The organism is Paraglaciecola arctica (assembly GCF_018861065.1).
Classification (GTDB): domain Bacteria; phylum Pseudomonadota; class Gammaproteobacteria; order Enterobacterales; family Alteromonadaceae; genus Paraglaciecola; species Paraglaciecola arctica_B.
Map to the genome: position 1 here is coordinate 191477 of NZ_JAHKQO010000039.1, position 26047 is coordinate 217523.

The following is a 26047-nucleotide window of genomic DNA, read 5'->3' on the forward strand; positions in this document are numbered from 1 at the left end:
ATGAACTTACTCAACTTTGATGCTAAACGCTGCAGCAGTAACATTACTGACTGTGCCGAAAAGATATTCATTATCGCGGCGGTATTTATTTGTTTAATGCTACCAAATCGTACCATTGCACAAACAGACTTAGCGGTAAGTGCACAAACAGTAAGTCACCCAGATTGGCAAAATAGCCGAGTATTAAGATGGGCCCATGTGTATGAACCTTCACATGCATTGCATAAATGGGCTTTATGGGCCAGTGATGAGATTTACCGTGAAACTCAGGGGCGTTATAAAGTTGAAATATATGCTTCATCTTCACTGGGTAAAGAAGCGCATATTAATCAAAGTTTAAGTTTGGGTTCATTAGATATAATTTACACAGGCACCAGCTTTGCGTCACAAATGTATAAGCCTTTAGGCCTGTCTGAAATGCCTTATATCTTTGAAAATTATCAACATTGGCAACGCTACGTCGCCTCTTCAGTATTTGCTCAACTGACACAAGAATACCAACAACGCTCAGCTGGCAATGTTATTTTAAGCTCCACTTATTATGGCGAGCGACACCTCACATCAAATAGACCGGTGATCAGGCCTGAACAAATACGAGGCTTAAAAATCAGGGTGCCGGGAGCAGAAATTTATCAGCTATTTCCACTGGCTTTAGGTGCTAAACCTAGCCCTATTTCTTTTTCTGAAGTGTATTTGGCTATTCAGCAAGGAGTGGTAGACGCCCAAGAAAATCCGTTGCCGACTATAAAAGCCAAGAAATTTTACGAAGTACAATCCAACATCAACTTAACCGGCCATGTTTTAGGATCTATCTTAGCGGTAGCGAGCGGCAGAACCTGGGACTTATTGTCAAAAGACGACCGAGCAATATTTACTAAAGTACTGAGGGTAGCAGCCCAAAAAGCCTCAGAGGAAACCCGTTACAACGAACAAAACTTATCGAAATGGTTTGAACAACAAGGTGTGACTGTCAATCAAGTAGAGCGCAACGCATTTCGCCAGCAAGTACTTAACTTCTATGAGCACACTACCTTCTCATATGATCGGAGCATATATGACCTTATCCAAGGCCTCTGAGCCAACCGAACTTAAAAGTGACGATGATGATTCATTTGAATTTTCTGATGTTGCCCTTGAAGATTGGATATCCCTAAGTCTATTTTTCCTTTTGGCCACTATTCTAATTGCACAAGTGGTGAGTCGATACGCGTTAAATGCGCCTTTAGGCTGGACCGAAGAAGTAGCAAGGTATCAATTGATATTGCTATCATTTATTGGCGCATCAATAGGTTTTAGAAAAAACACCCATATTAGTTTTGTGTATTTCCATAGCTTTGTTCCGCGAAGACTCATGCCCATATGCAGCGCGCTATTGTCTCTTATCAATACATTATTCTTAGTTTTTTTGTTCATCACCTGTTTAGCCATAGTGCCATTAATTACTAGCCACGAAATGAGTTCCCTATCGTTGTCCATTAGTGTGCTTTACGGCTTGTTAGGCCTTTGCCTAGCCTTGTGTTTGCTTCGCTCAGCAATACGTTGCGCAAATGATATTAAGCGTCTCTTTCTAAAATCAGACGCGCCCGATGCTACTTCAACCAATACACCACTAACCAAGGATCCATAAAGATTATGGTTATTATCGCCCTTTTTGTTTCGCTAATTTTACTCATCATATTAGGTGTGCCTATTGCTTTTGCCCTTGCAATCGCTTCTTTGATTGCGATAGCCATAGAGGGGAGTATTCCCAGTTTAGTGGTATTTCATCAAATGGTGGGAGGCATGGATAGCTTTCCTTTGTTGTCTATCCCGTTCTTTATTCTCGCAGGCGCCTTAATGAATCAAGGGGGGATTACGCAACGCATATTTGATTTTGCAGGGGCGCTAATGGGCTGGTTACGCGGTGGTTTAGGCCATGTAAATATTGGTGCGTCTATTTTATTTTCAGGTATGTCAGGGGCCGCGGTAGCCGATGCTGGTGGCTTAGGTGCGATGGAAATAAAAGCCATGCGAAATAAAGGTTACGACGCCGATTTTTCAGTGGGTTTAACTGCGGCCTCGTCTACCATTGGCCCGATTATCCCGCCTAGTTTGCCGATGATTATTTACGGTGTAATGGCAGGCGTTTCTATCGGTCAGTTGTTCGCAGCCGGCATTATTCCCGGCTTATTGATGGCGCTTTCTCTGTTTATTATGGTCACTATTTACGCTCGTAAGAGAAACTATCCCAAAGACAGTTCGTTTTCAGTTAAGCGTATTGCCGTTAGTTTTAAGCAGGCTTTTGCTTCACTGCTTGCGCCCGTTATCATTGTTGGCGGCATATTAACTGGATGGTTTACCGCAACCGAAGCGGCAATAGTCGCATGTGTTTACGCGCTTTTACTTAGCAGTCTGCTGTATAGAACCTTAACCTTTAAAGGCTTGCTAAAAGTATCCTTTAGCACCATTGAAACAACCAGCTCAATAATGCTTATTATTGGCGGTGCTGCGATTTTTTCGTGGGTATTAACCAGCCAAAACATTCATCAAATTGTGGCCGACTCTCTTGGTTTTGCAGGCACAAATAAATACTTAGTATTGTTGATAATTACCCTCATTTTATTTTTAGTCGGCTGTTTTATGGAAACCATTGCCGCTATCACCATACTCACCCCCATTCTGCTACCCATTGCCATCGCTGCCGGCATAGATCCCGTGCAGTTTGGGGTGATTATGGTACTCAACCTCATGATTGGTTTGTTAACACCACCTTTAGGTATGGTGTTGTTTGTGTTGTCTCAGGTGTCAGATGTACCGGTCGAGCGATGCGCCAAAGCAACATTGCCGTTTATCGTGCCATTGGTCATAGTTCTAGCACTCATTATGTTGGTGCCGGCACTTACCTTATGGTTACCTTCAGTGTTGTATTAAACGAACACGATTTGAGACTGATTTTGCCCCACAAACGTTAGGAAGATAAATGGAAATGGAGTTATCAGTAATTCACGCTAATACACTGCTAGCCACTTGATGACATACGGCACACAATGCTAAACTTTCCCATATGAAAATATTTGATTGGAATCCTGATAAAAACAAGCTCTTGATAGAAGAGCGCGGCATCTCATTTGAAGATGTTATTTATCATCTTCAAAATAACTGCCTATTAGATGATTTGAAACACTCAAATCAGAAAAAATATCCTAATCAGCGTATTTTCGTCATCAATATTGAGAATTACGCATATCTAGTTCCATATATTGAAACTGATAAAGAAATTTTCTTAAAAACGGTTATTCCTAGTCGCAAGGCTACCAAGTTATATATAGGTGATAAGCTATGAATAAAGTAAAACTGGATCAAGAAGAGCGAGACTTACTAGATGAATTTGAGCGCGATAACTTTACTTCTACGCTAACAGAAAAGCGTAAGTCCGCAATTCAAGCATCTGCAGAAGATACTTTCAAAAAAGATAAGCGTATAAATATTCGCTTATCTGGACATGATTTATCAGCAATTCAACGTCGTGCTTTGGTAGAAGGCATCCCATACCAAACGTTGGTGGCTAGTGTTCTGCATAAATATGTATCTGGCACTTTGCATGATGTTACAGCCAACAAGTTTAGCAAATAAACGCGTTAATGTCCGATTCTCGATAGCAGTGCTTTTTAGTCTAAGTACTCATCTTTAGAACAAGTCAGTTTTAAGCAAAAACCTCCTGTCGGCAACGCCAATGCTTTTAATTTTATCGCGACTGAAAACTCGCCGATTTAGTTAAGAATTTAGTCGGGCAATTGTAACTGTTGTGTCATTAGCGGTTGCGGTATGTGTAGCTCAACCATTGATTGGCCAATCAGAGCAAGGCTTCCAATATATCCAAAAATTTTCGGGATTGTTTTCACCGGGTATAACAGTGATATTTTTAATGGGCATGTTCTGGAAACGCATAACAGCGGCAGGCGCCCTTGCCTCTGCATTAGGCTCCGCTGCATTCTCAGTAGGTTTTGCCATATTTTGGCCATCACGACCCTTTATGGACAGGATCGGCATCGTATTTTTAATGTGCCTAGCGTTAACCTATTTCGTCTCTTTACGGGGAGCAGCAACCAACAATGATAGAAGTGTCAGCCTAGATAACGTCAGTTTTGCCACTAAACCCGGTTTCATTGTTGCAGCACTTGGCGTGGTGCTTATTTTAATTGGTTTGTACACAACTTGGTGGTAGACAATAGTAAAAGTCACTCAATACTTGCCAAAGTCCTAAATGAGTTTACACCTTTAGGACTTTGTTCTTGCACAGATTAAACAATCATATCGAACATAAAAATTATGCCGTCATTAATGAAACCGTACTTTCCAATTTCTTGTTTGTATATAAATCATATTGAGTTTGGTAATGCAGCCAAGCAGCCGCACTAATATTGGTACAAGCTTCTAACTTGCGAGCAAGTTCAACTCCGACACTGACATGGCCATTAGTAAAACGTGATAAGTGCTTAGTAGAAATACCAATGCGTTTAGCGACTTCATCTTGTTTGAGTGAAGTTTTTGACAAACAACGACGTTGGAATACCTCCCCAGGATGAGGGCAGTAAAGAGGATCAGCACGCAAAGTCGCTGCTGAATTTGTAACAAACGCTGGAATAGTCATGGGTTATATTCCCTTAGTTCAATATTGTAACAATTGCATTGCCAAATGCACCACGAGCAATTTAACTTTGATCTGACCCCTACAGTTAGTTAATCTCTTTTTTAGAATAAATTTAAAAAGAACTTATTTTGAATAGAACAAGAATCGCTCTAGCTGCTATTTTCACTTTCACCTCAGGATTTGTAACCAGTCAGTTATTTTTTAGCTCATCACGCATACCCCAAATATCACAAGCATCAAGTGAAATAACGGCAATTCAGCCAGTCGAAAACATACAAGAAAGGTCAAACACAAAAACAAAATTAGCCACTAAAGATATTAATTGGTATAAAAACAAAGTGGCTCAACTTGAAAATGAGTTATCGATTCAGTCAAATACTCTTGAGTCCTTAAATCAAACGGCAAACTCACAAGCGAACATTAAAGAAGAAACCGAATCAGGCACAACAAAGTTTACAAGCATGAACCTTGAAGAAGCAGAAACAATTTTGCCAAAGCCTTATTCTGACATTGTTGCATCAACAGGCGGTAGCATGATCGACTATCTGAAAGAGCACCTTAAGGATGAGGTTGACTATGAATGGGCCTCAGAGATAGAACAAAAATTTAGAGACTTTGTCACTATGCATCCGCTTTCTTCAGAGGTAGAGCTTCAGTCTGTAATCTGCAAAATATCGACTTGTGAAGTGATGATTATCGAGTATAAAGATTTTACTTGGAATAGAATAGAGAACAACATTCGGAAACAGGAGTGGTATTCATTTAGCGTTGGAGCAAGTTCTAAAACGTTAGAATCAAAGACTTATATCTATATGATGCTATCAAAATAACAAAATATTGGTTCAAAATTGGTGACGATATCTTGATTTGTACCACTAGCTTGAATTAAAGATTACCGACGGCCTAGCCCGAAACACACTTTTCACCTGACAATTTATGGCCCAACATAGATTTTCGGCCATCCTCTGTAGTAAACCAAAGTCTGCTCACCCATATTGGATTGTGCATTACATTTTGATTTTAAGATAATTCCAGCGGATGCTCATAACTACACCACTTTTAATGACCGCAATAGGTCGTTAACCTCTAAATGGTCAACGACGAAAACTCCGACATTCCGGACATAGGTGGGGGTTCTATTTATTGCTAAAAAGCAACACATTATAGGGCAGTCACCTACCGATTTGGAGCGAAGTTTACTTAAAGTGGCTCTAACCCTTTTTTTCCTTTTAGTCCTTTTACTAAGCCGGCCGAACCGAGAGTTTAACACAGCGCGTACAATGGCGAAGCCATGCGCTGGGTGGAACATAGGTGAAGGTTCGGCTTGAGCACCTTGTTAGGCGAATATCCCCGCCGCATGCTTCCAGCTATCAACACGATTATAACCTTCTTGATTCCTATTGTGAGGAGCGTCGAAAAGTAGACCCTCCCCTGAAAACACATCAAGATGGCGAGAACTATCATCAATTAGATAGTCGCAATTTAGCATCCCCTTATGGCCGCAAAAAATGTAGTTCATATCACTAATGAAGGAAAAATGTTTCCGCAACCATTCATACTTAGCACTAAAAGAAGTTGGGTGCTCCATTGCTGCACTTACAAAATAGATCTCATACTTTGAACTTAAATCTCGAATCACATCTACAGCGTTATCAAGAACTGGTAGATCTCTAAAAAATTCCGGTTCGTTTGGAAAATTCCTGACAGCACCTAGATTTTCTTTAGATACAACATCATAGATTCGAAAACCATCCATGTCATTTCGATCGAGAGCAACACCAAACTGCTCCTTATACCATTCAATATGACGAGACAAAGTGTCTGCCACCGTATCATCCATATCTATTGCAATACTCTGTTTCATTGCTACTACCTTGGTTATATCGCGCCTAACGTATTAAATATGGGGATTTTACGAGCGCTTTAAAAGCGAGTAAAATTCCCACCATGATGCACTTGTTAGCTATATTTTCGTAAACTATCAAAAAATGTCCTTATATACCCATCGTAAGCATTAAATACATCGCCCAAAATAAACCATTGAGATTGAGTGCTTACTATTACTTCCGTTTTCTCATTGTAATCAACAAAACTAATATTCATTTTTGTAGAAAGAATAAATGGCCACAATACTGGTTTTACAGTTGTAACAAAACCATTGTCATTTTTAGTAGTCTTGGAATAAGAATAAGAACGCTGATTTTCACTCAACACTTTCTTAACGTGATCACAGACTTCCATTGTTGGAATATTAAGTAATTCACTAGCTTCCCTTTTAACAGTCATTGGACTCTCCATGTATAGCTAACGCCAAGTTAATTTTTCTGACTTGAACGCTTTGTTAGCTTTTTAATTTACGCAAATTTGCTTCCGCACTCAATAATTGAAGAGTTGCATTATTTTGATGGTAGCTACGCCACTCTTCTACCAAATTTTGGTCAGCGACTTTACCTCGTTGATCTTCATCATCTGGCTTTGGATTAACTAAAGCCACAGAAGTGATATCAATTTCACGGTCGTCGAGAAAGTTACTTAACATACTCTCAAATGAAGGGGATAAATATGAAACATGGCTGTTGTAAAAGGTTAATTTCGTTTTTAATATTGGACATACAACCACTTTATCTATTTGGGTTGTCTTGTAAGCGATAATAATTTCTTTTACTGCCCTTCGAAATGCCATTGAAACAACAGTTTTTTGTGGCGCCGGCTGTATGCAATGCACCCAACTACAATCAATTTCAGAGCCATCAGTTCTGCAAATATATAAACAACGGTTATTATGAAAGTCTCTTTGAACTTTTATGTAGTTTATCCCCACACCTTTCTTTTCTGAAAATTCAGAGTGTAAGGTAAATAAAGATGTAAAAAACATTTCATCTTCGGCATTAAGCCTATCATTCGCTTCATAGTTGTTTATTCTTCGGCGAGCCTCTTCAGTCGCACTTTTTTTAGTTCTAAACTGATAACTGCCAAAAGCTATTGGTTTTGCCACGAAACTCTCCTTAAAAAGCTAACGGCTCAAAGAAACAGGCGCGCGCTTTTTGCGCGTCTGATTACTTTGTTTGTTAGCTGCCGCATTGCGTGCCGCTGGTTGTTTGATTTGATGCACTAACAAACTGTGACATCCTTTTTTTTGTGCTGAGCTACTGTTTTTTATTTCCGATGTTTTTGCTCATTATGATTGCCCCAACAAAAACGAAGAAAATAATTAAACCAGCCATCATCAATATGTCGATTATAGTATCCATGACTTTCCCCTTTGGTCTGCTAACTACTTAGTGATTATACGGCACGTAGTGTGTGACGAATAATCACCTTGTTGGACAAAGCCGAAACTGTGTCCTTGAATTTATTGGTACTTTTTATGCTAATGGAATTTGTATTTTAAGGGAATAGGCGATGTGGCTCTCATTTCATCTTGAGGAGATGGCCTCCTCATCATTTTGGGCTGTATGAAGTTATAATATGTCTGTTTGTCTGCATTATTTCCTCGTTTATAGTCGATTACCCATCGATAGACCAAGGGTGGGCCTGACAGCGATTTAACTGTCATAAAATTATGAAGACACCCTTGTTAATTATAGCGAAGTTCAAAACTCCTCGTCGGCGAAGCCGATGCTTTTAGTCTTTTGACCTTTCCTCGACTGAATGCTCGCCAGTAATCTGCTCATTTTTGTTGGGCAATCGCCATGGATAGGCGATTGAGTAATAGCTTGTCTGGAACAAATTATTACGACCGACAAAAATGAGCAAATTACTGGATGAAGAGCATTGTTTGGAGAGCGGCATTTTTTGCCTACTTTTTGCTGCTGTAGGCAAAAAGTAGGTCACATAGAAGGGATTCTATGTGAAAACTGCCAAGGAAGGCAGTGCCCGTTTGGGCGTAAGAGCAAATAAATGGGGTCGTGTCACTTTAAGCTCGTAATCTAATGATCGCCCTGTAAAAGTAGTATTTTTATGACCTAAGTTGCGTAATGACCGCTTAGGTCAAACAATCACTTATTAACCAAACATTTTTAACCATTATGGTTATTTGAGCTTAACAATGATTTCTCCAGCTTTTATACCATTAGCCTTAGCCGTGACTTTTATTTTACCTGAAGCTCCTTTGATAGACTGTATAATTGCCAAGGCGCGACCTTTATGAGTAACGAGACTTGTAGATTGAAAGTCTTGAATATTATCGGTGGCACCATTGTCGACGCCAAGCAAACGCGCTTCTCCTTCAATATCAAAGGTCACCTTAACGTTTTCTGTTGTGACGTCCCGGTTTAGACCATCTTGAAGTTGCACAACTAGATGCGCCACATCATAACCATCAGCAAGCAACTCTGTTTTATCCGTGGTTAAATTTAGGTTCGTTGCTTGATCAACCGTGACTATTTTAGCTTCCTGCTCTTGGCCTTTAAAACCTGCGCGAGCAATCAGTTCGCCTTCTTCAAATGGCACAACCCAGCGAAGTAAACGATCGGCACTCTCGGTCATACTTCGATAACCTAAGGATCGCCCATTGAGGAATAATTCAACCATCGCATGGTTACTCGCCACCTCAACCAAAACAGGCTCACCTTTTTTGTAATTCCAATGCCTATTTGAGTCTCGCCACCAGTAGCTTCTGTTATTATCTGCTTTCGCAAAACCCGTTTTTTTATCTAAGGAAAAACCAGATTGGCTTAATGGCAAGGTCCCTAGTGAAAGATGGGGTTCGTTTACCCATACACTTTTAAAGTAGTTGTGCCCTTGTAATTCAAAGCCCGCTAGGTCAAGAATATCGCCCCAGCCGCTCTTATGCGGCCATTTTTGATGGCGCTCGCCCATATAATCAATACCCGTCCACATAAATTGACTGAAGACTTCTGGGTATTGATATACATAAAGTAAGTCATCCCAAGTACCGGGGTTTTCATTAATCGTAATATGTTTATCTGGAAAGTTATTAAGTGCCCATGGAATGGTGACATTGCGATAGCTAAAACCAGCAATATCAACGGTATCAGCATAGCCGCTAACTAAACTCACTTGGGGAATAATCATATTGGTAGTAATGGGGCGCGTTGTGTCTAATGCTCGTGTCCAGTCACTCAATTTTTTTGCTGTATCCGCAAGAATATGTTCTCTTTTAGGCGTTTGTTTATAGCGCTCTCGTAGTTCTTCAACACTAAACTTAGGCGCCCCACCCCAGAAATTACCCGAGATATCATCAGCCTCTGGATCCCAAAAGCCTGTGACTTCGCGATAATTTAAATAGGTCCACTCTATTTCGTTACCAATACTCCACTGCACTACGCTAGGATGGTTACGGTCTCGTAGCATAGTTCGAGTCAGGTCACTTTTCGCCCATTTTTGAAAATGTTCAGTGTAACCTCGGCTAATATAATCATCATGGCGCTCATGTTTGTTTAAGCGTTTGTCTTTGGGATAATCAAATTCGTCAAAAAACTCGTTTTGTACTAAAAAACCCATCTCATCACATAGGTCTAAAAACTCTTGGGAGTAGGGATTGTGCGCTGTGCGTATGCCATTTACACCGGCATTTTTGAGTTTTTGTAGGCGACGTTTCCAAACACCTTTTGGTACAGCAGCCCCCACTAAGCCCCCATCATGATGTATGCTGACTCCCTTAATTTGGGTCAGCTTGCCGTTTAGTTCAAACCCTTTGTTATTGATAAATTTGATACTGCGGATCCCGAATGTACTGGTATAGCTATCCACTATTTGGTCGTTATAGCTAATAGTTGTGACGGCCTTATACAAATGGGGCGTTTCAATATCCCAAAGCTTAGGATGCGTCACCTTAAGTTCTTGGCTAAAAGTGGCGTCACCTAATGCTGGCATTGAAAGAGATTGTTGAGTGTGCGAAACGGGATTGCCAGTCGCATCAATAATTTGCGTCGATAATTGAAATTCTCTGGCGTCTACGGCTTGATTAAGCACATCAATGTCTATTCTAACTGTCGCCTCTTTTTCGGAGATTTCGGGTGTGGTGACAAATGTGCCCCAAATAGGAATATGTAATTTATCAACGGTTACCAACTTCACATTTCGGTAAATACCGCTACCGGTATACCAACGACTATCCACATAACGAGAATGGTCAACATGCACCGTTAAAACGTTATCAGTACCATCGGTTTTTAGAAATTCTGTCAAATCAAAATAGAAAGGTGAATAACCGTAGGGATTTTCACCAATCGGCTGACCATTGAGCCATAATGTCGCATTGTTATACACGCCATCAAACAGTATAAAAGTACTTTTAACTGATGGCTCAGCAGGTGTTTTAAAATGTTTTTGATAAATACCTACACCACCAGGAAGATAACCTGTCGCGCCTTCTAAAGACTGGCTGAAAGAATGCTCTACACTCCAATCGTGAGGAAGCCTTACACTGCGCCAATCGGTGTCATTTAGCGGTGTTTTAGTGGGTAATGCAGCGGGTAAATTTGTGTCGTTAACTAGGGTGAATTTCCAGTCAAAATTGAAGTCACTGGTACGTTCTACCTTAGGCACTGCATGTTTGACTAGATTAGAGTTAATAGTGCATGCATTGATGTTAAGTAATACTAAGACAATGCCAATCAGTGTTTTTTTATTCATGCTTAAGTGCCTGATAATGTGAGTTTAGTGATTGTGTGGTTAACCCTGTACTTTAATAGCAAGGTACCCCACACATTTTGTCACGCTTGTTTAATCTGTTTTTTTAGCCACGACCTTAATGGGATAGATGGCTGAATCGTAACTATTGCCGTCACTAGAGGTAAATGATGCTCGCAAGTAATAAAAGTGGCCATCGGGTAACTCAGCTGTAGGCGTTAAACCTTCTAAAGAAAAGGTCATGCTGGAACTGCCTGATTCAGTTTGTAAGGCACTGCTATCAACAAAAATAGTATCCTTAGCTGGGATCCATTCGTATTTGAAATGCCGAAACCAGAAACGTATTCCACCTTCATCAGAGGCAATCACTTTGTTACCTGATCCAGCATGATAGTTGACCTTTAAGGTAATTTTGTCGCCTACCTCAAATTCACTTTGTGCAATGAGTTGAGCATCAACAATGTTGATGAAAGGTTTTATTAATGGTTTAACGATTAATTGCAACTCATCACTAATCGCTAAGTCTGCTTGAGATACTGCCGTAATAGTGACGTGCCCCTGTGCCAATGCCGTCACCACTCCATCTTCATCGACACTTGCAATCTTCGGTTGGCTACTTGACCACATTACCCCTTTATCATCTGCTAATGTGGGGACCACACTGGTTTTAAGTGGTAACCTTTGCCCTGCTAATATTTCGGTCTTATCTGAAACAACGGATAGTGATTGAATGGGTTGTGCATACCAGTCAACAACAGTGACATCAGTTAACGCAGACACACCATTAGCGGCACTGGTTGCACTAATACGGGCATTTTCACCCACATTACCCAAAGCCGTTACCCGTCCTTGATCGTCAACACTTAAGACCGATTCGTCACTCGATGTCCATTGAATGCTTTGATCGGCATTTTCAGGCATTATTTCGGCAACAAAATCCATTGATGTCCCCTGTCTAATATCAGTAATGGCAGGCGTTACTGTGAGGCTATCAGGGTCGAGTTTATTGGTGTCAAATAACTGATCTGCGGCTTTGTCTTGGAGTTCTACCGAAGTGCCATCACGCCACCTGACCTGAATACTCTCTATTTGCTGTTCTTCACCTAAGCCAAAATGCACAATATTCAGTAAACTCTGGGAGAAGACTTCTCCAGCAGAGCCAACTCTTTTACGGTAAGTTTGTGTGGCGGTTTTTAGAATCACTTCAGCAGAAATAGCATCAACATTGGAAACCGGAGAATAGCCCACGTTAACTAAGGCATAATGCCCCAAATTAGACTGGTCATTGGCATACAGATACCACTGCCCGCCTTCACTACCGTTGAGTAAATCTAACCTTCCATCTAAATCGAAATCAAAAGCTTGCCCCATATCGCCGTTGCCGGGACCACCAATATCGTTAGCACCGTGCATAGTAGCGGTTTCAAATGTGCCTTTGCCGGTATTGAGCAGCATAAAATCTGACGTCTTTGAATTAATCAGCCCCCAACGATATACAAAGATATCTTGATAACTATCGTTGTTAAAATCACCGACAGTCACGCCCAATGAGTTAGCACCGGGTTGGATATTCCATTGTTTTGACACATTGGTAAATTGGCCGTTGTCGTTTCTCAGTAAAACATCGGCTTCATTTCTGTTTTGTGGCACGAACTCTGGTGTCACTTCATTCACTCCAGAAAGGCTAAATTTAAAGCCCCAGAATACGTTACCATTGCGCACCAAGGCCGCTTTCCATTGGCCGTTGCCAATATGCCCAAAATACATACCATTCGCTGAAATATCCGTTGGCCAACCTGCAGCCATATTTGGTTCAATATCCATTTCTTCATCGATAGCCAACACTTTTGCAGTTTTAGCGGCGCCTAAAAATAACGGATAGTCTTTGTCTCGATAAATCCCTTGGGCCAAAAAGTAATAACTATGAAACCGAATCGCCCCATCGGCCTTAAAATTAAACTTATCAATGCCTTTAAAACCGCGAGGTTTAATCGAAAATTCTTGCTTGATGGGGTCAAAATCTACGGATGGGTCTTCTCCTAATCCTCCTTCAAATGCTTTGCCTCTTGCCAGATACAAATCAAGGTCGCCATCATTATCAATATCGAGGTCTGCAACCGCCATAATGTTCTTTAATGCTGCAACGTCAGCTGGAATTTGTGAGCTAACATCAGTAAAAGTAAAATCACCTTTACCCAGCCAAACTGACAGTGGTCCATAAAGAATTAAATCATCAATATGATCATTGTTAATATCGGTGAGTAATACTCTGGAAGGGTGTACATCTTGCAATCCTTCGATTGGTTTATAATTAAACGACCCATTGCCTAAATTTTCGTAGAAAAAGTGTTGCGGCTTTCTGTGTGTTAGAGACAATTCATTAATTAACATCAAATCAAGATCGCCATCTAAGTCCATATCAGACCAACGCGCACCGCGTCCACGCCCTCCTTTATCAATGCCAACATCGCCCGTCATTAACACTAATTTGCCGTTATTATTTTGATAAAAATTCGCTTTAGACGGATTGGTGCCGTTGCCCCCACCTTGAGTGACAACTAAGTCTAGATCGCCGTCATTGTCGTAGTCACCAGCGGCAGTACCATGTAAGTCATGCATATACCATCGTGATAGGTTTTTATCATGGGCAGTGACTGTGCCGTCACCGTTATTCCAATACAATTTGCTGTCGGCTTGATTATGATTGTTAACGATAAAATCGTAATCACCATCATTATCGAGGTCGGCAATAGTTGGACCACCGTACTTAATTGAATTCACCTTATCTAACCCAGCTTTGACTGAAATATCCTGATACTCGGGTATCACTAAATCAGCAACCTCTTCGAATTTAGCGTGGTTAATTGTAAAATCAGCACCGTTAGCCTTTATCGTTAAGGTAATGTCTCCAAGCGCCTTAAAATGCACCAAGGTATTTAATACCTGCTCGCCTGTATGGGAAATATTTAAATTATCCACCAGCAACTCATTGTTGGCATATACACTCAAGTTGGCGTAGTTCTGCGGATTATTAATAGCAAGAATCAGCTTCTTTGTTAGGCTACCGCTAACGGTATAACTAACACTTAAGGGCTGATGCGCCCTGACCATCTTAGGTTCTGACATCAAATCAGACTGTCGACAGGCCACAATATACAGCACTGAGAAAGCAACAAAGGCCCACTTTAGAAGTGTGGACAACAGCCTATCACCAAATTTGAGCGACATTTTTATATCCTAAAATTATGCAAAATTGCATCATCAAATTGATCAGAAAACTAACATAAACGAATAATCATAACAACATTGTTAAAGTTAGTTTGTTGACAATTTACAGTTTAGAGATAAAAATGTGTGATTCAATTAACATATAGATGATCCAAATCTAAACCCAATAACTCTAATTTCAATCACTATGTTTAAAGAGAATTCATAATGCGCTGCAGAATCTATCGACTTTCCTTTTTGCTATTGGTTTTATTGTCAACTCATAGCCTTGCTAACAATAGGGCTACTTTCGATTTTGATAACGATACGCTAATTGCTCAATTTGATATTAAAGGGGATTTGGATGACATCCATGCAATCGCTGCACTGGGCAGTCTGTTAAGCAGTAAAGAATACCCAAAGCTTGGCAAACGAACCTATGCAGTTCAGGGAAGTGTAGAGCGCACTAGTGGCACACAATATCGAGTTCCTAAACTCATGACAGCCGCCTTTGGCGAAGAAAACAAACAATGGTTTGATGCCTTAGGCAACTATGATTTTGCAGTCAATGCCATAGCCGAAAAGGTCTTATCGGGACTTAAAGCAAACAACAACCAAGGTAAAGTTTGGGTGATGGAGGCCGGCCAGTCCGCTTTTAGTAATGATTGGTTAAGGTTAATGATCGAAAATGACAACGGCATTACAGCACAAGACACCAAAAATCGCGTTATTGTTGTGCAGCATAGTTGGTACAACGAAGAACAGTCTAATCAACAAAAATTAGCCTATCTGCAAGCCAATAGTCATTATGTTGCCATTGACGATGGCAATGCTATATACGCACAAGAACAAGATAGAGGGCCAAATACGGCACGCTTGCAAGGCCGACAAGACGAACAATCCTTTACGCCTGGCGATCCTAAATGGCTTAATGCCGCCCGTTATCCCTCCAACCAAAAACACCAAGCAAGGGCACTTTGGATCATCGCCGATGACTTTATCAAAGCGCTCCCCTCAATTCACGGTAAATTACATCAACAAGGCGGCACCGATTACTCTGATGTGGTTGAAGTGTTATGGATCCTCGGTTTAAATGAAACCATTAAAACCAATAACCAGTTTTGGAAGCGTTATGTCACCACTGTACCAGTGCAATAGCACCATGGAGTTTCTTAAAAAATGAAAATCATAATACATTCGCTGCTGCTATCACTGCTTAGTATTCAATTCGTCATGGCTACGACGAAAAATGATGTTAAACAAACCCAACACTTGCAATTAGATGATCCAAAGGCCATTTCCCAAGGCAAAATTTTATACGAGCAAGCTTGCGCGGCTTGCCACTCAAGAGATTTAGGTGGTGCCTTTGGTTTTAACTTAAAAGATGGTGAGTGGATCCATGGCAGCGAACCCCAACAAGTCGTTCAGAATATTAAAAAAGGATTCAGCAGCGCTGGCATGCCAGGTTTTGACTCGATGTTTTCGACTAAAGAAATTAAGAGCATGGTTGCCTATATTTTTTCTAAAAGAGAAGGCTTTAACAACTTGAGTTTTAAGTTGTATCAAATGAAGGATGCTAATGATCGCGTAATCAGTAGCGACAAACTAATCAAGAGTGGCCGTTTAGCCAACAATCTGGCGGATTTTCAGCTTCCTGAAGTGCAGCATTACATTATTGAATTTGAAGGTAATTTTTATACGCCTAAAAACGAACCCACGCGCGCCTGGGTACAATGGGGGGCCAATACCAACATTACTTTTGAAATTGATGGTGAAGTGGTAGAAAGGGATAACCGCTTTGGTGAATGGTTTCCAACTTGGCCTTTTAAACAAGGTAAACAGCAGCTAAAAATCACCTATCGTTCGGCTGACGATAAACCGCATATGAAGAATCTTACGCTAATTGTGACCAATGACGATATGGGCATTAAATTGTTTCCGGTATCGACTAGAGCAAAAGCAATTATGCTTGGCAAAAAACTTGAACTAAAAGCCACCAGTCAGCCAATTGTGCAACGTGTGAAAACCATGAATTTACCAACCTACTCGATTGCGGTCGGGTTCCCACAGAAAATAAATTTTGCTTTCAATACTCGCCATTGCAGTGTGGTAGGTTTATGGCAAGGTGATATGTTGAATATTGGACCCAATATTGCCGGTCGAGGAGAAGATGCAAGTTTACCTTTAGGTGAATGGATTTTCCATTTCCCGTCTTCGCTACAACTTCAGCAAGAGCAACCAAGTCAATGCCAGTACCTAGGTTATCACTTAGTCGCTGGCACACCTGAATTTCTCTATAAAATTGATGATGCGGAATATCACCTTTTGGTTAGCGCCAACAATAACAAAACGATAGATTTTCACTATACCGCTGTTGATTTAGCTAACTCTTCACTGCAATTTAAACTGCCCAAAGCGGAAAACCTCCTTTGGACAAGCCCTCATGGCAAGGTAACCGATGAATATCTTCACGTCACCAGCGATGCCTTCGGCAAATTCATTATTTCAGCGCAGTATCAATAGAATGAGTAAAAAACCAATGACCACGAAATCCGCTTTATCATTCGCCGCCAGTCTATTGCTAATGACCACCCAAGGTTTTGCTCAACAGGCGCCCACAGACACTTATAAACCTGATGGTTATCGCATGGTCACCATTGAGACACCCGCTAATGTTCAGTTTCATATAGCCGGGCTAGATAGCGACGCGAATGGCGTTATCTATGCAGCTACGAGATTAGGTGAGGTTTGGACACTAAAAGATAATCAATGGCATAAGTTTGCTGAAGGATTACATGAGCCCACCGGCTTATTAGTTGATGATGATGGCTCTATCTTAGTGGCGCAAAAACCAGAACTTACGCGCCTTAGAGATACTGATGCAGATGGAGTAGCGGATAGTTATTTACTTTTTACCAGCGGCTGGGATTTTCATGATAACTACCACGAATACAATTTTGGTCCAGTGAAAGACCAAATGGGCAATTATTTTGGCACCTTAAATTTGTCACATAATAACCCCGGTGCTTTTTCATTAGGCACCATGGGCAGTGCAGGAGGCTATAGAGGCTTCGCTTATAAAGTCGATAAAAAGGGAAGGTTCCAACCCTATGCTTGGGGCTTACGTTCACCGGCTGGTATTGGTGCTAATAGCAACGGCGAGGTGTTTATTACCGATAACCAAGGTGACTGGGTACCCACTTCAAAATTACATCTACTACAAGCAGGTAAATTCTACGGACACCCCGTTTCCCTGATAGATGTTGAGGGTTTTAATAAAGATAACATCCCAACTTTATCTTTAGACGAATTAGCCACGATGAGTGAGAAGCCGGTTGCTTGGATCCCCCATATTGAAGTAGCCAACTCGCCGGGTAATCCTGCATGGGATACCAGCGCAGGAAAGTTCGGTCCGTTCGCTGGACAAATGTTTATCAGCGACCAAACCCAATCGAATATATTTCGCGTCATATTGGATAAAGTAAACGGTCAATACCAAGGGGCCGTGATCAACTTTATGAATCATTTCCAAAGTGGCAATATCCGCCTTAACTTTGATCAACATGGGCAACTTTGGGTAGGGCAAACTGCCGATGGTTGGGGATCGCAAGGCGGTAAACCCTTTGGCCTACAAAAAGTGGTTTGGGATGGTACCAACCCCTTTGAGTTGCTGAATATAGAATTGACCACCAAAGGTTTTAAACTCACCTTTACCGAAGCACTCGACCCAAACAGCGTTAGTGTCGATAGTATCGCCGCACAACATTGGCATTACCATTATTCAGGCAAATACGGCTCACCTAAAATGGACTTAGCCGCAATTGCTGTGAGCAAAGTGTTATTGTCGAAAGACGGCAAAAGCATTGATATTGAGCTGCCCCTTACCGCGGATAAAGTTATACAAATTGACTTTCCCGGCTTACGAGATGGTAAAGGTCGCTCGGTCAGCGTGGATAAGGTCTACTATACCCTTAACCAACTTATCACGGATAAATGAGCATGTTAGCCAAACGCTTATTCATAATTTTATGGGGATGTTTACTTTGCGGCTGTAGCTTGATGGATTCAGCTGCAGCCCCCATTAAAGTTCTGATCGTCGATGGACAGAATAACCATTATGTATGGCCACAAACCACCCATATGATGCAGCAGTTTTTGCAACAAGACTCGCGATTTAAGGTGGATATTTACCGCACACAAAATACTTGGAAGGGCGGAAAATTACTTGAGCAATATCCGCTTAACGATGGGCGGCATTATCAGGATTTACCTGAGCCCAAAAGCGATCCTAACTTTTCACCTAATTTTTCCCAATACGACGTTGTTATATCTAACTTTGGCTGGAATGCCGCACCTTGGCCAGATAAAACCAAACAGGAATTTGAACAATTTGTCCGTAATGGAGGTGGTTTTGTTGTTGTACATGCCGCCAACAATTCGTTTCCACAGTGGCCAGAATACAACCAGATGATTGGTTTAGGGGGATGGGGAAACCGTAATGAAAAAGATGGCCCCTACCTTTACTTTAATAAACACCAAAAGTTGATACAGGATAACTCACCAGGACAAGGCGGTGGCCACGGACAACTACACCCATTTCAAATTCAAAATAGAAAACAATCCCACCCAATCATGAGCACGTTTCCTGATAGTTGGTTGCATACCGAAGACGAACTATACAATCGCCTGCGTGGACCAGCACAAAACCTAGAAGTATTAGCCAGCGCATTTGATGACAAAAAATATAACGGTTTCGGTCGTCATGAGCCGGTAGTCATGACCATTAATTACCACCAAGGCCGAGTATTCCACACCACTTTAGGCCACGGTATAGCGGTCTACCAAGATAAACACTTTATCTCGTTATTACGCCGTGGCACCCAATGGGCGGCCACAGGCTTAGTGAGTGAAAAAGGTGATACGGGGTACGCTTACCCACTATAACCTCCTTTCTGCATATTCCTTGCTTGCATATTCTACCGCTCGGGCGGTTAATGCCATAAAGGTCAAACTAGGATTTTGAGGTGGCGTCGAACAAAAACTTGCGCCATCGGTTACAAATAAATTCGGGATATCATGTGCTTGATTATACTTATTAACGACTGACGTTTTCGGGTCTTTCCCCATACGCGCCGTGCCTACTTCATGAATGGCAATACCTGGTGGACGATGATTAACTCTACCCGTTACATTTTTTAAACCAGCAACTTTAAGCATCGCCATCATTTGTTCTTTAGCGTCTTCCATCATCAACTTTTCATTTTCAGAATACTCACAATGAATATCTAATTGTGGAATCCCCCACTTATCTTTAAGTGTTGAGTGCAATTTAACTTGATTATCAAAACGCGGTAACATTTCTCCCATGGCATAAAAACCGAACTTCCACTTTCCAGGCTTTCCCATCCGATTTTTGAAGTCGATACCTAAGCCCTCGGAACGCTGCATGTTTTTCCATGTTTCCCTATGAGCTCCGCCCCCTAACATATAACCACGTAAAAACGGACGCTTAGGATCTGGCTGTACATTAAAATTAGGGACTAAAATGCCACAAGGGCGGCGTCCTTGATCAATTTCATCTTCAAAACCGTCAATTTCACCGCCAGCATTTGCATTATAATTGTGGTCCATCAAATAATGACCTAAAACACCACTGCTGTTTGCAAGACCACTGGGATACTTCTTCGATTGACTGTTTAATAAAATTTGCGTTGAACCTAGAGTCGAAGCACATAAAAATATTATCTTTCCAAAGTATTCTCGTTGCTTCAAATTGTCATTATCAATTACTCTCACGCCAATTACCCGATTCGTCTGTTCATCATAAATCAAGCTGTGAACAACACTGTTTGCAGCAATATGCAAATTTCCCGTTTTTGCTGCCGCCGGCAAAGTAGAACTTTGAGTAGAAAAATAAGCGCCAAACGAGCATCCAGCTTGACACTCATTTCTAGCCTGACATTGCACTCTACCTTGTGAAATGTGTAATTGAGTAGGCTGAGTTAAATGTGCTGCCCTACCCATGATTAAATGGCGATCTGGAAATGCACTTTCTAACTTCTGTTTTATCATCTTTTCTGGTGAATTCATCTCAAATGGTGGTAAAAATTCACTATCAGGTAACTCGGGCAGGTTTTCGCGCTGACCACTTATTCCGACATGCGTTTCAACATATGAATACCAATCCTTAATATCTTTATAGCGAATGGGCCAATCATTACCGTAACCGTCAAGTTTATTCGCTTCAAAATCAAAATCACTGATACGATAAGATTGGCGATGCCACAACAACGATTTACCGCCTAACTGATTGGCTCGGATCCAAGAAAAAGGTTTATCGTCTGGCGTGGCATAAGGCAAATCACGATCATTACCAAAAAAGTGCTTGGTGGCATCAGTAAAGGCATAACATTGCTGTTGAATAGGATATTGCTCTTGTACCAATAAATTATCAACGTTAGTTCTGAATTGCTGGTTCCAAGGCGGTTGATTTTCTCCAATATAATCTTTTCGATGTTCAACAATTCTTCCGCGTTCAATCATTAACGTTTTAAAGCCTTTTTCACAAAACTCTTTTGCAGCCCACCCTCCCGTCACACCTGATCCGATCACAATGGCATCAAAAACTTCACTAGATTCTGTAATATAATTTGGCGTTATCACTCTTATTCTCCGATACATCTCAATTTATTAATATTTTAGTCCCATGGAACCCCAACCAGAATCACCTTTGCTATAAGGCACGGATCCCTTATATCCTCCGGGAATAGCAAGATAACGAAGTTCCTGTGATGCTCCTGCCTCAGAGGTGTAATAGCCAAAACAAACCAAAGATTTCAAAAATTTAAATTTATCTCTGTTATTGAGCAAAAGGGTATTACTCCCTATTTCCACTTGCTCTAATAATTCAAGTTGTTCTTTGTCGGATAGTTCAACAAAGTCAACATCAAACATAGCTTTTGCTTCACTATCAATATTAATTAAAAGTTGGAACACTTCGTTTTGTAGAGATCCGGTGTAACAGTGAAATAACTGATTATCAATAAACCCTTGGGTATCAACGTCAGCGGCGCCAGGCGTTTCTGTTGCCGGAATTATCGTTGCGCAAATCGCCTTTAGCATCATCATCTGCTGTTTATTAAAAAGCGCGCCTTTTTCGGTACCACCCTTTATAGGCTCAAATGCTAAAGCGACCGATACAGCATTACCTGACAATATTGCTGCAGCACTGGAAGTACCTACAACACCTCCCAATCCTTTCAAGAAAGAACGTCGTGATAGGTCACAACTCATTTTACTCACCTCTAATTTTGTCAAACTCATCAATTAAACCCTCTAGAGAAAGCTCAATCGCCTCTATAGGGAGTATTCCCTTGGGGTGTTCTTCTTGCTCAACCACGATCCACTGAGTGTTTCCATAGTCTTGGTTTGCCTTAATTAAAGAAACCCAGTCAAAATTATCATTACCAATAATCACATTAGCGCCAGAAACCTTGTTCGCTGGACCGTTGTAAGTCCGGACTTTGTAATGGGTAGTTAACGTTCTGCCCGGATACATTTCTACATAATTAACTGGACTCATACCCGCATAGGTTACCCAGCCTACATCTAACTGTAGGAGTACGTCTTTAGAAGTATGTGAGGCAATGTAATCCCAATACGTACTGCCTAGATATTTTCTAAACTCTTTTTCATGATTATGATATCCAATCTGAATACCTTTTTGCGCGGCTTTTAACGCAGCTTGATTTAATTCCGATACAAGTTCTTTAACCCCTTTAGGGCTCCATGCTCGCTTATCCATTGAAACAATAACCGCTGTCACACCTAGCCTTTCCATAAATCTTAAGGTTTCGTCTATATGTTGTTCATCAAGTTGTTGAATGCTAACGTGTGCCCCACTCACTTCAAGCCCAAGTGAATGAATGTAAGTTTTCAATCCCTTCGGATCTTTTTTAAATGGTCCATAGTTTCTAGCAAACTCAACGCCGTTAAATCCCATTTTTGCAATTTTTTCTAGGGTTCCTTTAAAATCTCTTTTTAAGTCATCGTTGACGGACCAAAGTTGAACACTGATGTTGGGTAATGGTTTATCGCCCACCCCCACATTATTCTTATAAAACATCAATTGACTGCATGCACTCAGCCCCATAATAACGAGAGATATCGATAGAATACCTAATAAATTCTTCATCACATGCTCCATACAAGACCAATTACTATTAGTCGTATTTTTGTAAAAAATATGAATGACCCATACTCAACTTCTCTACTGAAGATTGCTCGAATTAGATAATCTAATAGCAATTGAATGAGGGTAAAAGCCGTACACCGTTTGTATCTAGAAAATTACTGTCGTAACTAATAATTCTTTAAGTAACACTCTTTATGAGCGCATGCACTTTGTAACAACTTATTCTCAAATACTACAATGTGTAATGGCTTTTTTATCTCACCATGTCTCGCTGAAATACAGTGCGACATATTGATACAAATTTAGTGTTATTCAGGGATACTTTTCATCGCGTCAATCCCTATTCTCTACCCCACAAATTCTATTCATGAGAATAAAAGGCCTACTTAGAAATGAAAAACAAAAAATTGAGAGTAATTATTCTGTTGTCAACTGCATTGGTTGCTTGCCAACCAACGTCGGTCAAGATGAATGACACTACAAAGGCGTCACCAATTGAAGATAATGCTTCCACTGAAATAGAATCAATAAGAGATATTGTTCAACAAAATTTCTCTGAAAATGTACTGATTGGCGCGACCATCAATCATACATTTTGGGACACACCTGCTGAAGATATCTTAAACCTGCACTTTAACTATATAACTCCGGGTAACGCTTTTAAACAGAGTTATATCCATCCAAAACCCGGCGTATGGCGTTGGGAAAATTCAGATGCTTGGATTGAAAAAGGCATTCAAAATAATCAAATAATTCGAATACATGGACCAATCAGTCCTCAAGTCTCGACTTGGGCGAGAGAAGATCATAGATCCAAAGATGAAATGGCGACAATGCTCGATGAGTTTCTGACTGGTCTCATATTGAGGTATAACGGTATCAAACAAGTTAAATGGTTAGATGTGGTTAACGAAACCATCACGGAAGAAGGAGAATGGTTCGGTCCTAAATCAGGTACCGATTTATGGGAAAATCCTTGGACGATATTAGGCTTTGAAAAAGATATTCCAAATAAATATCCATTGCTGCAACAAAAAGGTATTCCTATCTACATTATTAAGTCATTTGAAATTGCAACTAAATACGCAACCGAAATGAAACTGATGATCAATCAACACAGAATGACTTCTCCAGAATCTATCGCGTTAATGAAAGAGTTAGTATTGTATTTGCGAGATATTGGCTTAAGAATTGACGCAATAGGATGGCAAGCTCACATCAAATCAGAACGCGAGGAATTCAAAGATTCAAACAGTGATTACTTAATTAGATTAGATAATTTGATTAAATGGAGTCACCAAAACAACTTTGAATTTCACGTCACAGAAAACAATATCCATCATGACTCCGATCAACCTTATGACATGGAGATATCTAGAGTGTACGTTAACATTATCAATGTTCTACTCGACAACAGACAATCTGGCGTTGTGGGTTGGAACTTATGGACCATTGCCGACCAACAACATTATTCAAATCCCAAAATAAAATTGCTAGGCCTTTGGGATGAAAACTATCAACCACAACCCGCATTCTATGAGTTTACCAAAGCTCTAAGAAAAGCCCTTTAAAATGCTGACCAACGTGTTGTGACAACAGATAGTCGTAACCATTTGTATCATAAAAGTAAATTGCGACACATTGGTACATTATAAAACGAGTTGGATACACTATTTTGCTGGGATAGCGATAGCCTAGTAATACAATTTAATTTTAGATACAGATTATAAGTACGCAATATATGAAATTTAGCAAAACATATCGTAACATCTATTTACTAAGCCTATTTATCTCGATAAGTGGGATAAGCCTGTCTGCAATTAGCTCAGATTCAACATTATCTGCTACACAGCCCAATATCATATTTGTACTGACTGATGATCAACGTTATGACGAGCTTGGATTTATGAATCCCGTCATCGAAACTCCGAATATGGACAAAATGGCGCGCGAAGGCACCCACTTTAAGAATGCGTTTGTCACAACGGCTCTTTGTTCACCCAGTCGTGCTTCAATATTAACCGGGCAATACATGCACAATCATGGTGTAGTAGACAACAATAAACCGCCTAAGAAAGGCACGATTTTTTTTCCCAGTTATTTACAACAAGCTGGATATAATACCGCATTTATTGGAAAGTGGCACATGGGAGAAGCTGCTGGGAAAGGGGCAAAAGATGCACCTCAACCAGGATTTGACCATTGGATAAGTTTCCCTGGACAAGGGATTTATTATCCCAGAGTCAATGCTAATGGTGAACCTTATACCTTAAATATAAATGGTAAACGAGTGCCACAAAAAGGGTATATTACCGATGAATTAACCAATTACTCCATCGATTGGTTAAAGCATCAATCTAAAGATAAACCTTTCTTTCTTTATCTATCACACAAAGCAGTCCATGCTGATTTCGCGCCAGCTAAAAGACATGAGCAACAGTACGCAGGTAAAAAGATTCCGATTCCTGCGTCACAGGCTAATACCGATGAAAACTATGAAGGAAAGCCTTTATGGGTTAAGAACCAGCGAAACAGTTGGCATGGTGTAGACTTCCCATACCATAGCATCTTAGATGTGCAATCCTACAAAATGGAATATCACCGAGCCCTTTCTGCGGTAGACGATTCGTTAGGCAGTATATTTAATTGGCTAGAAGAAAATGGACAAGACCAAAATACTATCGTGATTTTAATGGGTGACAATGGATTCATGTTTGGTGAACACGGCTTAATTGATAAACGTAATGCCTATGAAGAATCCATGCGAGTACCACTACTTGTTCGCGGACCTAATATAGTTGCAGAAGACGCTACTGTAGAAAAAATAGCGGCCAACATTGATATTGCCCCTACCATCTTAGAAATGGCAGGTATAAAACACCAACCACAACAATTTGAAGGGTTAAGTTGGCTGAGTTTAGCTAAAAATAACACGTCGGAGCATTGGCGGGATGAACTGTTGTATGAGTATTACTGGGAATTTAACTATCCGCAAACGCCAACCACGTTTGCATTGCGTACCGATCAATACAAGTTCATCACATATCATGGAGTATGGGACACAGAAGAACTTTACGACATTAAAAATGATCCAAATGAAATGTATAATCTCATTAACAACGAAGCATACCTTAAAGTTATTTCGAGCCTAAGAGCAAGACTTTATAGCAAACTCGAGAATGACTTAGGTCAAACAACAGTGCCTTACACCGAAAGGTTTTCTACCGGAGCCGTATTAAGAGAGGCCACTCGTTCAAAAGAAGCTAAGTTTCCAAAAGAATGGCTCAAAGTGCCGGATAAAAATGGTGATATACAAGATGCCCGCACATTTATGCAACCGGATGCTGTTAGAGCGAAACAATCAAAAGTAAATCAAATCAAACTTTAGTCATTTAGAAGACGTTCCACAATATTAGGAA

At 40.6% G+C, this 26047-nt stretch carries 23 protein-coding genes; 13 read left to right on the plus strand and 10 right to left on the minus strand.

Annotated elements, in window-relative coordinates; translation table 11 throughout:
- The 6 genes from KO534_RS18465 to KO534_RS18490 all read left to right on the plus strand — a co-directional run bounded on the left by KO534_RS18465 (position 1) and on the right by KO534_RS18490 (position 4204).
- The gene (locus tag KO534_RS18465; protein ID WP_215931912.1) at positions 1-1077 is read left to right on the plus strand and encodes a sialic acid TRAP transporter substrate-binding protein SiaP; all 1077 of its coding nucleotides are present in this window, start codon (positions 1-3) and stop codon (positions 1075-1077) included.
- Entirely contained in the window at positions 1055-1627 is a 573-nt protein-coding gene (locus KO534_RS18470; RefSeq protein WP_215931914.1) for a TRAP transporter small permease, read from the plus strand. Before KO534_RS18465 ends, KO534_RS18470 begins: the two co-directional genes overlap by 23 nt.
- Positions 1628-1632: 5 nt before the next feature.
- Entirely contained in the window at positions 1633-2910 is a 1278-nt protein-coding gene (locus KO534_RS18475) for a TRAP transporter large permease (protein WP_215931916.1), read from the plus strand.
- A gap of 133 nt (positions 2911-3043) precedes the next feature.
- Complete coding sequence (locus KO534_RS18480; RefSeq protein WP_215931918.1) at positions 3044-3322, plus strand: BrnT family toxin; 279 nt, start codon at positions 3044-3046, stop codon at positions 3320-3322.
- On the plus strand, positions 3319-3612 hold the full coding sequence (locus tag KO534_RS18485) for a hypothetical protein (protein ID WP_215931920.1): 294 nt from the start codon (positions 3319-3321) through the stop codon (positions 3610-3612). Before KO534_RS18480 ends, KO534_RS18485 begins: the two co-directional genes overlap by 4 nt.
- Positions 3613-3784: 172 nt before the next feature.
- Positions 3785-4204 (plus strand): sodium:solute symporter family transporter, encoded by a 420-nt coding sequence (locus KO534_RS18490; protein WP_354667959.1) that lies wholly within the window; start codon positions 3785-3787, stop codon positions 4202-4204.
- Between the two features lie 102 nt (positions 4205-4306).
- Here KO534_RS18490 and KO534_RS18495 read toward each other — a convergent pair whose 3' ends face one another.
- Positions 4307-4630: a HigA family addiction module antitoxin gene (locus KO534_RS18495; RefSeq protein ID WP_215931922.1), complete on the minus strand. Its 324-nt coding sequence runs from the start codon at positions 4628-4630 to the stop codon at positions 4307-4309.
- 128 nt (positions 4631-4758) lie between these two features.
- On the opposite strand from KO534_RS18495, the gene KO534_RS18500 reads away from it, so the two are divergent.
- Positions 4759-5460, plus strand: a complete 702-nt coding sequence (locus KO534_RS18500) for a hypothetical protein (protein WP_215931924.1) — start codon at positions 4759-4761, stop codon at positions 5458-5460.
- 73 nt (positions 5461-5533) lie between these two features.
- Here KO534_RS18500 and KO534_RS18505 read toward each other — a convergent pair whose 3' ends face one another.
- From KO534_RS18505 to KO534_RS18530, 6 genes are all read right to left on the minus strand, one after another.
- The gene (locus KO534_RS18505) at positions 5534-5638 is read right to left on the minus strand and encodes a DUF3565 domain-containing protein (RefSeq protein WP_215931926.1); all 105 of its coding nucleotides are present in this window, start codon (positions 5636-5638) and stop codon (positions 5534-5536) included.
- Positions 5639-5966: 328 nt separating this feature from the next.
- On the minus strand, positions 5967-6494 hold the full coding sequence (locus KO534_RS18510) for a 5' nucleotidase, NT5C type (protein WP_215931928.1): 528 nt from the start codon (positions 6492-6494) through the stop codon (positions 5967-5969).
- A 95-nt stretch (positions 6495-6589) separates the two neighbouring features.
- Positions 6590-6916, minus strand: coding sequence for a hypothetical protein (locus KO534_RS18515; protein ID WP_215931930.1), 327 nt, complete (start codon positions 6914-6916; stop codon positions 6590-6592).
- Between the two features lie 55 nt (positions 6917-6971).
- Complete coding sequence (locus KO534_RS18520) at positions 6972-7625, minus strand: DCL family protein (protein WP_215931932.1); 654 nt, start codon at positions 7623-7625, stop codon at positions 6972-6974.
- Positions 7626-8662: 1037 nt separating this feature from the next.
- Positions 8663-11230 (minus strand): glycoside hydrolase family 2 TIM barrel-domain containing protein, encoded by a 2568-nt coding sequence (locus tag KO534_RS18525; protein WP_215931934.1) that lies wholly within the window; start codon positions 11228-11230, stop codon positions 8663-8665.
- 90 nt (positions 11231-11320) lie between these two features.
- Positions 11321-14455, minus strand: a complete 3135-nt coding sequence (locus KO534_RS18530) for an FG-GAP-like repeat-containing protein (RefSeq protein WP_215931936.1) — start codon at positions 14453-14455, stop codon at positions 11321-11323.
- A gap of 207 nt (positions 14456-14662) precedes the next feature.
- Between KO534_RS18530 and KO534_RS18535 the strand changes: the two genes are divergently transcribed.
- Genes KO534_RS18535 through KO534_RS18550 form a run of 4 tightly spaced genes read left to right on the plus strand, consistent with a single transcriptional unit; the run spans position 14663 to position 19378 of the window.
- Positions 14663-15592 (plus strand): hypothetical protein, encoded by a 930-nt coding sequence (locus KO534_RS18535; protein ID WP_215931938.1) that lies wholly within the window; start codon positions 14663-14665, stop codon positions 15590-15592.
- Between the two features lie 21 nt (positions 15593-15613).
- Entirely contained in the window at positions 15614-16957 is a 1344-nt protein-coding gene (locus tag KO534_RS18540; RefSeq protein ID WP_215931940.1) for a c-type cytochrome, read from the plus strand.
- Positions 16893-18431 carry a DUF7133 domain-containing protein gene (locus KO534_RS18545; protein WP_215931943.1) on the plus strand — a complete coding sequence of 513 codons (1539 nt, stop codon included), beginning with the start codon at positions 16893-16895 and terminating at the stop codon, positions 18429-18431. The genes KO534_RS18540 and KO534_RS18545 overlap by 65 nt, the downstream gene beginning before the upstream one ends.
- Before the next feature lie 2 nt (positions 18432-18433).
- Positions 18434-19378, plus strand: a complete 945-nt coding sequence (locus KO534_RS18550) for a ThuA domain-containing protein (protein WP_252732257.1) — start codon at positions 18434-18436, stop codon at positions 19376-19378.
- Here the strand turns inward: KO534_RS18550 and KO534_RS18555 are convergent.
- From KO534_RS18555 to KO534_RS18565, 3 genes are read right to left on the minus strand one after another with little or no spacing between them, the layout of a single operon-like run.
- Complete coding sequence (locus KO534_RS18555) at positions 19373-21097, minus strand: GMC family oxidoreductase (protein ID WP_354667960.1); 1725 nt, start codon at positions 21095-21097, stop codon at positions 19373-19375. The two genes, KO534_RS18550 and KO534_RS18555, sit on opposite strands and share 6 nt — an antisense overlap.
- Before the next feature lie 27 nt (positions 21098-21124).
- Positions 21125-21727 (minus strand): gluconate 2-dehydrogenase subunit 3 family protein, encoded by a 603-nt coding sequence (locus KO534_RS18560; protein ID WP_215931948.1) that lies wholly within the window; start codon positions 21725-21727, stop codon positions 21125-21127.
- A 1-nt stretch (position 21728) separates the two neighbouring features.
- A complete protein-coding gene (locus KO534_RS18565) occupies positions 21729-22628 on the minus strand; it encodes a sugar phosphate isomerase/epimerase family protein (protein ID WP_252732258.1) in 900 nt (299 codons plus the stop codon).
- A 392-nt stretch (positions 22629-23020) separates the two neighbouring features.
- On the opposite strand from KO534_RS18565, the gene KO534_RS18570 reads away from it, so the two are divergent.
- Together KO534_RS18570 and KO534_RS18575 are read left to right on the plus strand one after the other, a co-directional pair.
- On the plus strand, positions 23021-24199 hold the full coding sequence (locus KO534_RS18570; RefSeq protein WP_215931950.1) for an endo-1,4-beta-xylanase: 1179 nt from the start codon (positions 23021-23023) through the stop codon (positions 24197-24199).
- Between the two features lie 170 nt (positions 24200-24369).
- Positions 24370-26016: a sulfatase family protein gene (locus KO534_RS18575; protein WP_215931952.1), complete on the plus strand. Its 1647-nt coding sequence runs from the start codon at positions 24370-24372 to the stop codon at positions 26014-26016.
- The last annotated feature ends 31 nt before the right edge of the window (positions 26017-26047 follow it).

What these genes read in the sequence shown, in the direction of transcription:
- KO534_RS18465 (WP_215931912.1), top strand. Translation starts at nt 1, where the DNA reads ATGAACTTACTCAACTTTGATGCTAAACGCTGCAGCAGTAACATTACT.
- KO534_RS18470 (WP_215931914.1), top strand. Translation starts at nt 1,055, where the DNA reads ATGACCTTATCCAAGGCCTCTGAGCCAACCGAACTTAAAAGTGACGAT.
- KO534_RS18475 (WP_215931916.1), top strand. Translation starts at nt 1,633, where the DNA reads ATGGTTATTATCGCCCTTTTTGTTTCGCTAATTTTACTCATCATATTA.
- KO534_RS18480 (WP_215931918.1), top strand. Translation starts at nt 3,044, where the DNA reads ATGAAAATATTTGATTGGAATCCTGATAAAAACAAGCTCTTGATAGAA.
- KO534_RS18485 (WP_215931920.1), top strand. Translation starts at nt 3,319, where the DNA reads ATGAATAAAGTAAAACTGGATCAAGAAGAGCGAGACTTACTAGATGAA.
- KO534_RS18495 (WP_215931922.1), bottom strand. Translation starts at nt 4,630, where the DNA reads ATGACTATTCCAGCGTTTGTTACAAATTCAGCAGCGACTTTGCGTGCT.
- KO534_RS18505 (WP_215931926.1), bottom strand. Translation starts at nt 5,638, where the DNA reads ATGCACAATCCAATATGGGTGAGCAGACTTTGGTTTACTACAGAGGAT.
- KO534_RS18510 (WP_215931928.1), bottom strand. Translation starts at nt 6,494, where the DNA reads ATGAAACAGAGTATTGCAATAGATATGGATGATACGGTGGCAGACACT.
- KO534_RS18515 (WP_215931930.1), bottom strand. Translation starts at nt 6,916, where the DNA reads ATGACTGTTAAAAGGGAAGCTAGTGAATTACTTAATATTCCAACAATG.
- KO534_RS18525 (WP_215931934.1), bottom strand. Translation starts at nt 11,230, where the DNA reads ATGAATAAAAAAACACTGATTGGCATTGTCTTAGTATTACTTAACATC.
- KO534_RS18530 (WP_215931936.1), bottom strand. Translation starts at nt 14,455, where the DNA reads ATGTCGCTCAAATTTGGTGATAGGCTGTTGTCCACACTTCTAAAGTGG.
- KO534_RS18535 (WP_215931938.1), top strand. Translation starts at nt 14,663, where the DNA reads ATGCGCTGCAGAATCTATCGACTTTCCTTTTTGCTATTGGTTTTATTG.
- KO534_RS18540 (WP_215931940.1), top strand. Translation starts at nt 15,614, where the DNA reads ATGAAAATCATAATACATTCGCTGCTGCTATCACTGCTTAGTATTCAA.
- KO534_RS18545 (WP_215931943.1), top strand. Translation starts at nt 16,893, where the DNA reads ATGAATATCTTCACGTCACCAGCGATGCCTTCGGCAAATTCATTATTT.
- KO534_RS18550 (WP_252732257.1), top strand. Translation starts at nt 18,434, where the DNA reads ATGTTAGCCAAACGCTTATTCATAATTTTATGGGGATGTTTACTTTGC.
- KO534_RS18560 (WP_215931948.1), bottom strand. Translation starts at nt 21,727, where the DNA reads ATGAGTTGTGACCTATCACGACGTTCTTTCTTGAAAGGATTGGGAGGT.
- KO534_RS18565 (WP_252732258.1), bottom strand. Translation starts at nt 22,628, where the DNA reads ATGAAGAATTTATTAGGTATTCTATCGATATCTCTCGTTATTATGGGG.
- KO534_RS18570 (WP_215931950.1), top strand. Translation starts at nt 23,021, where the DNA reads ATGAAAAACAAAAAATTGAGAGTAATTATTCTGTTGTCAACTGCATTG.
- KO534_RS18575 (WP_215931952.1), top strand. Translation starts at nt 24,370, where the DNA reads ATGAAATTTAGCAAAACATATCGTAACATCTATTTACTAAGCCTATTT.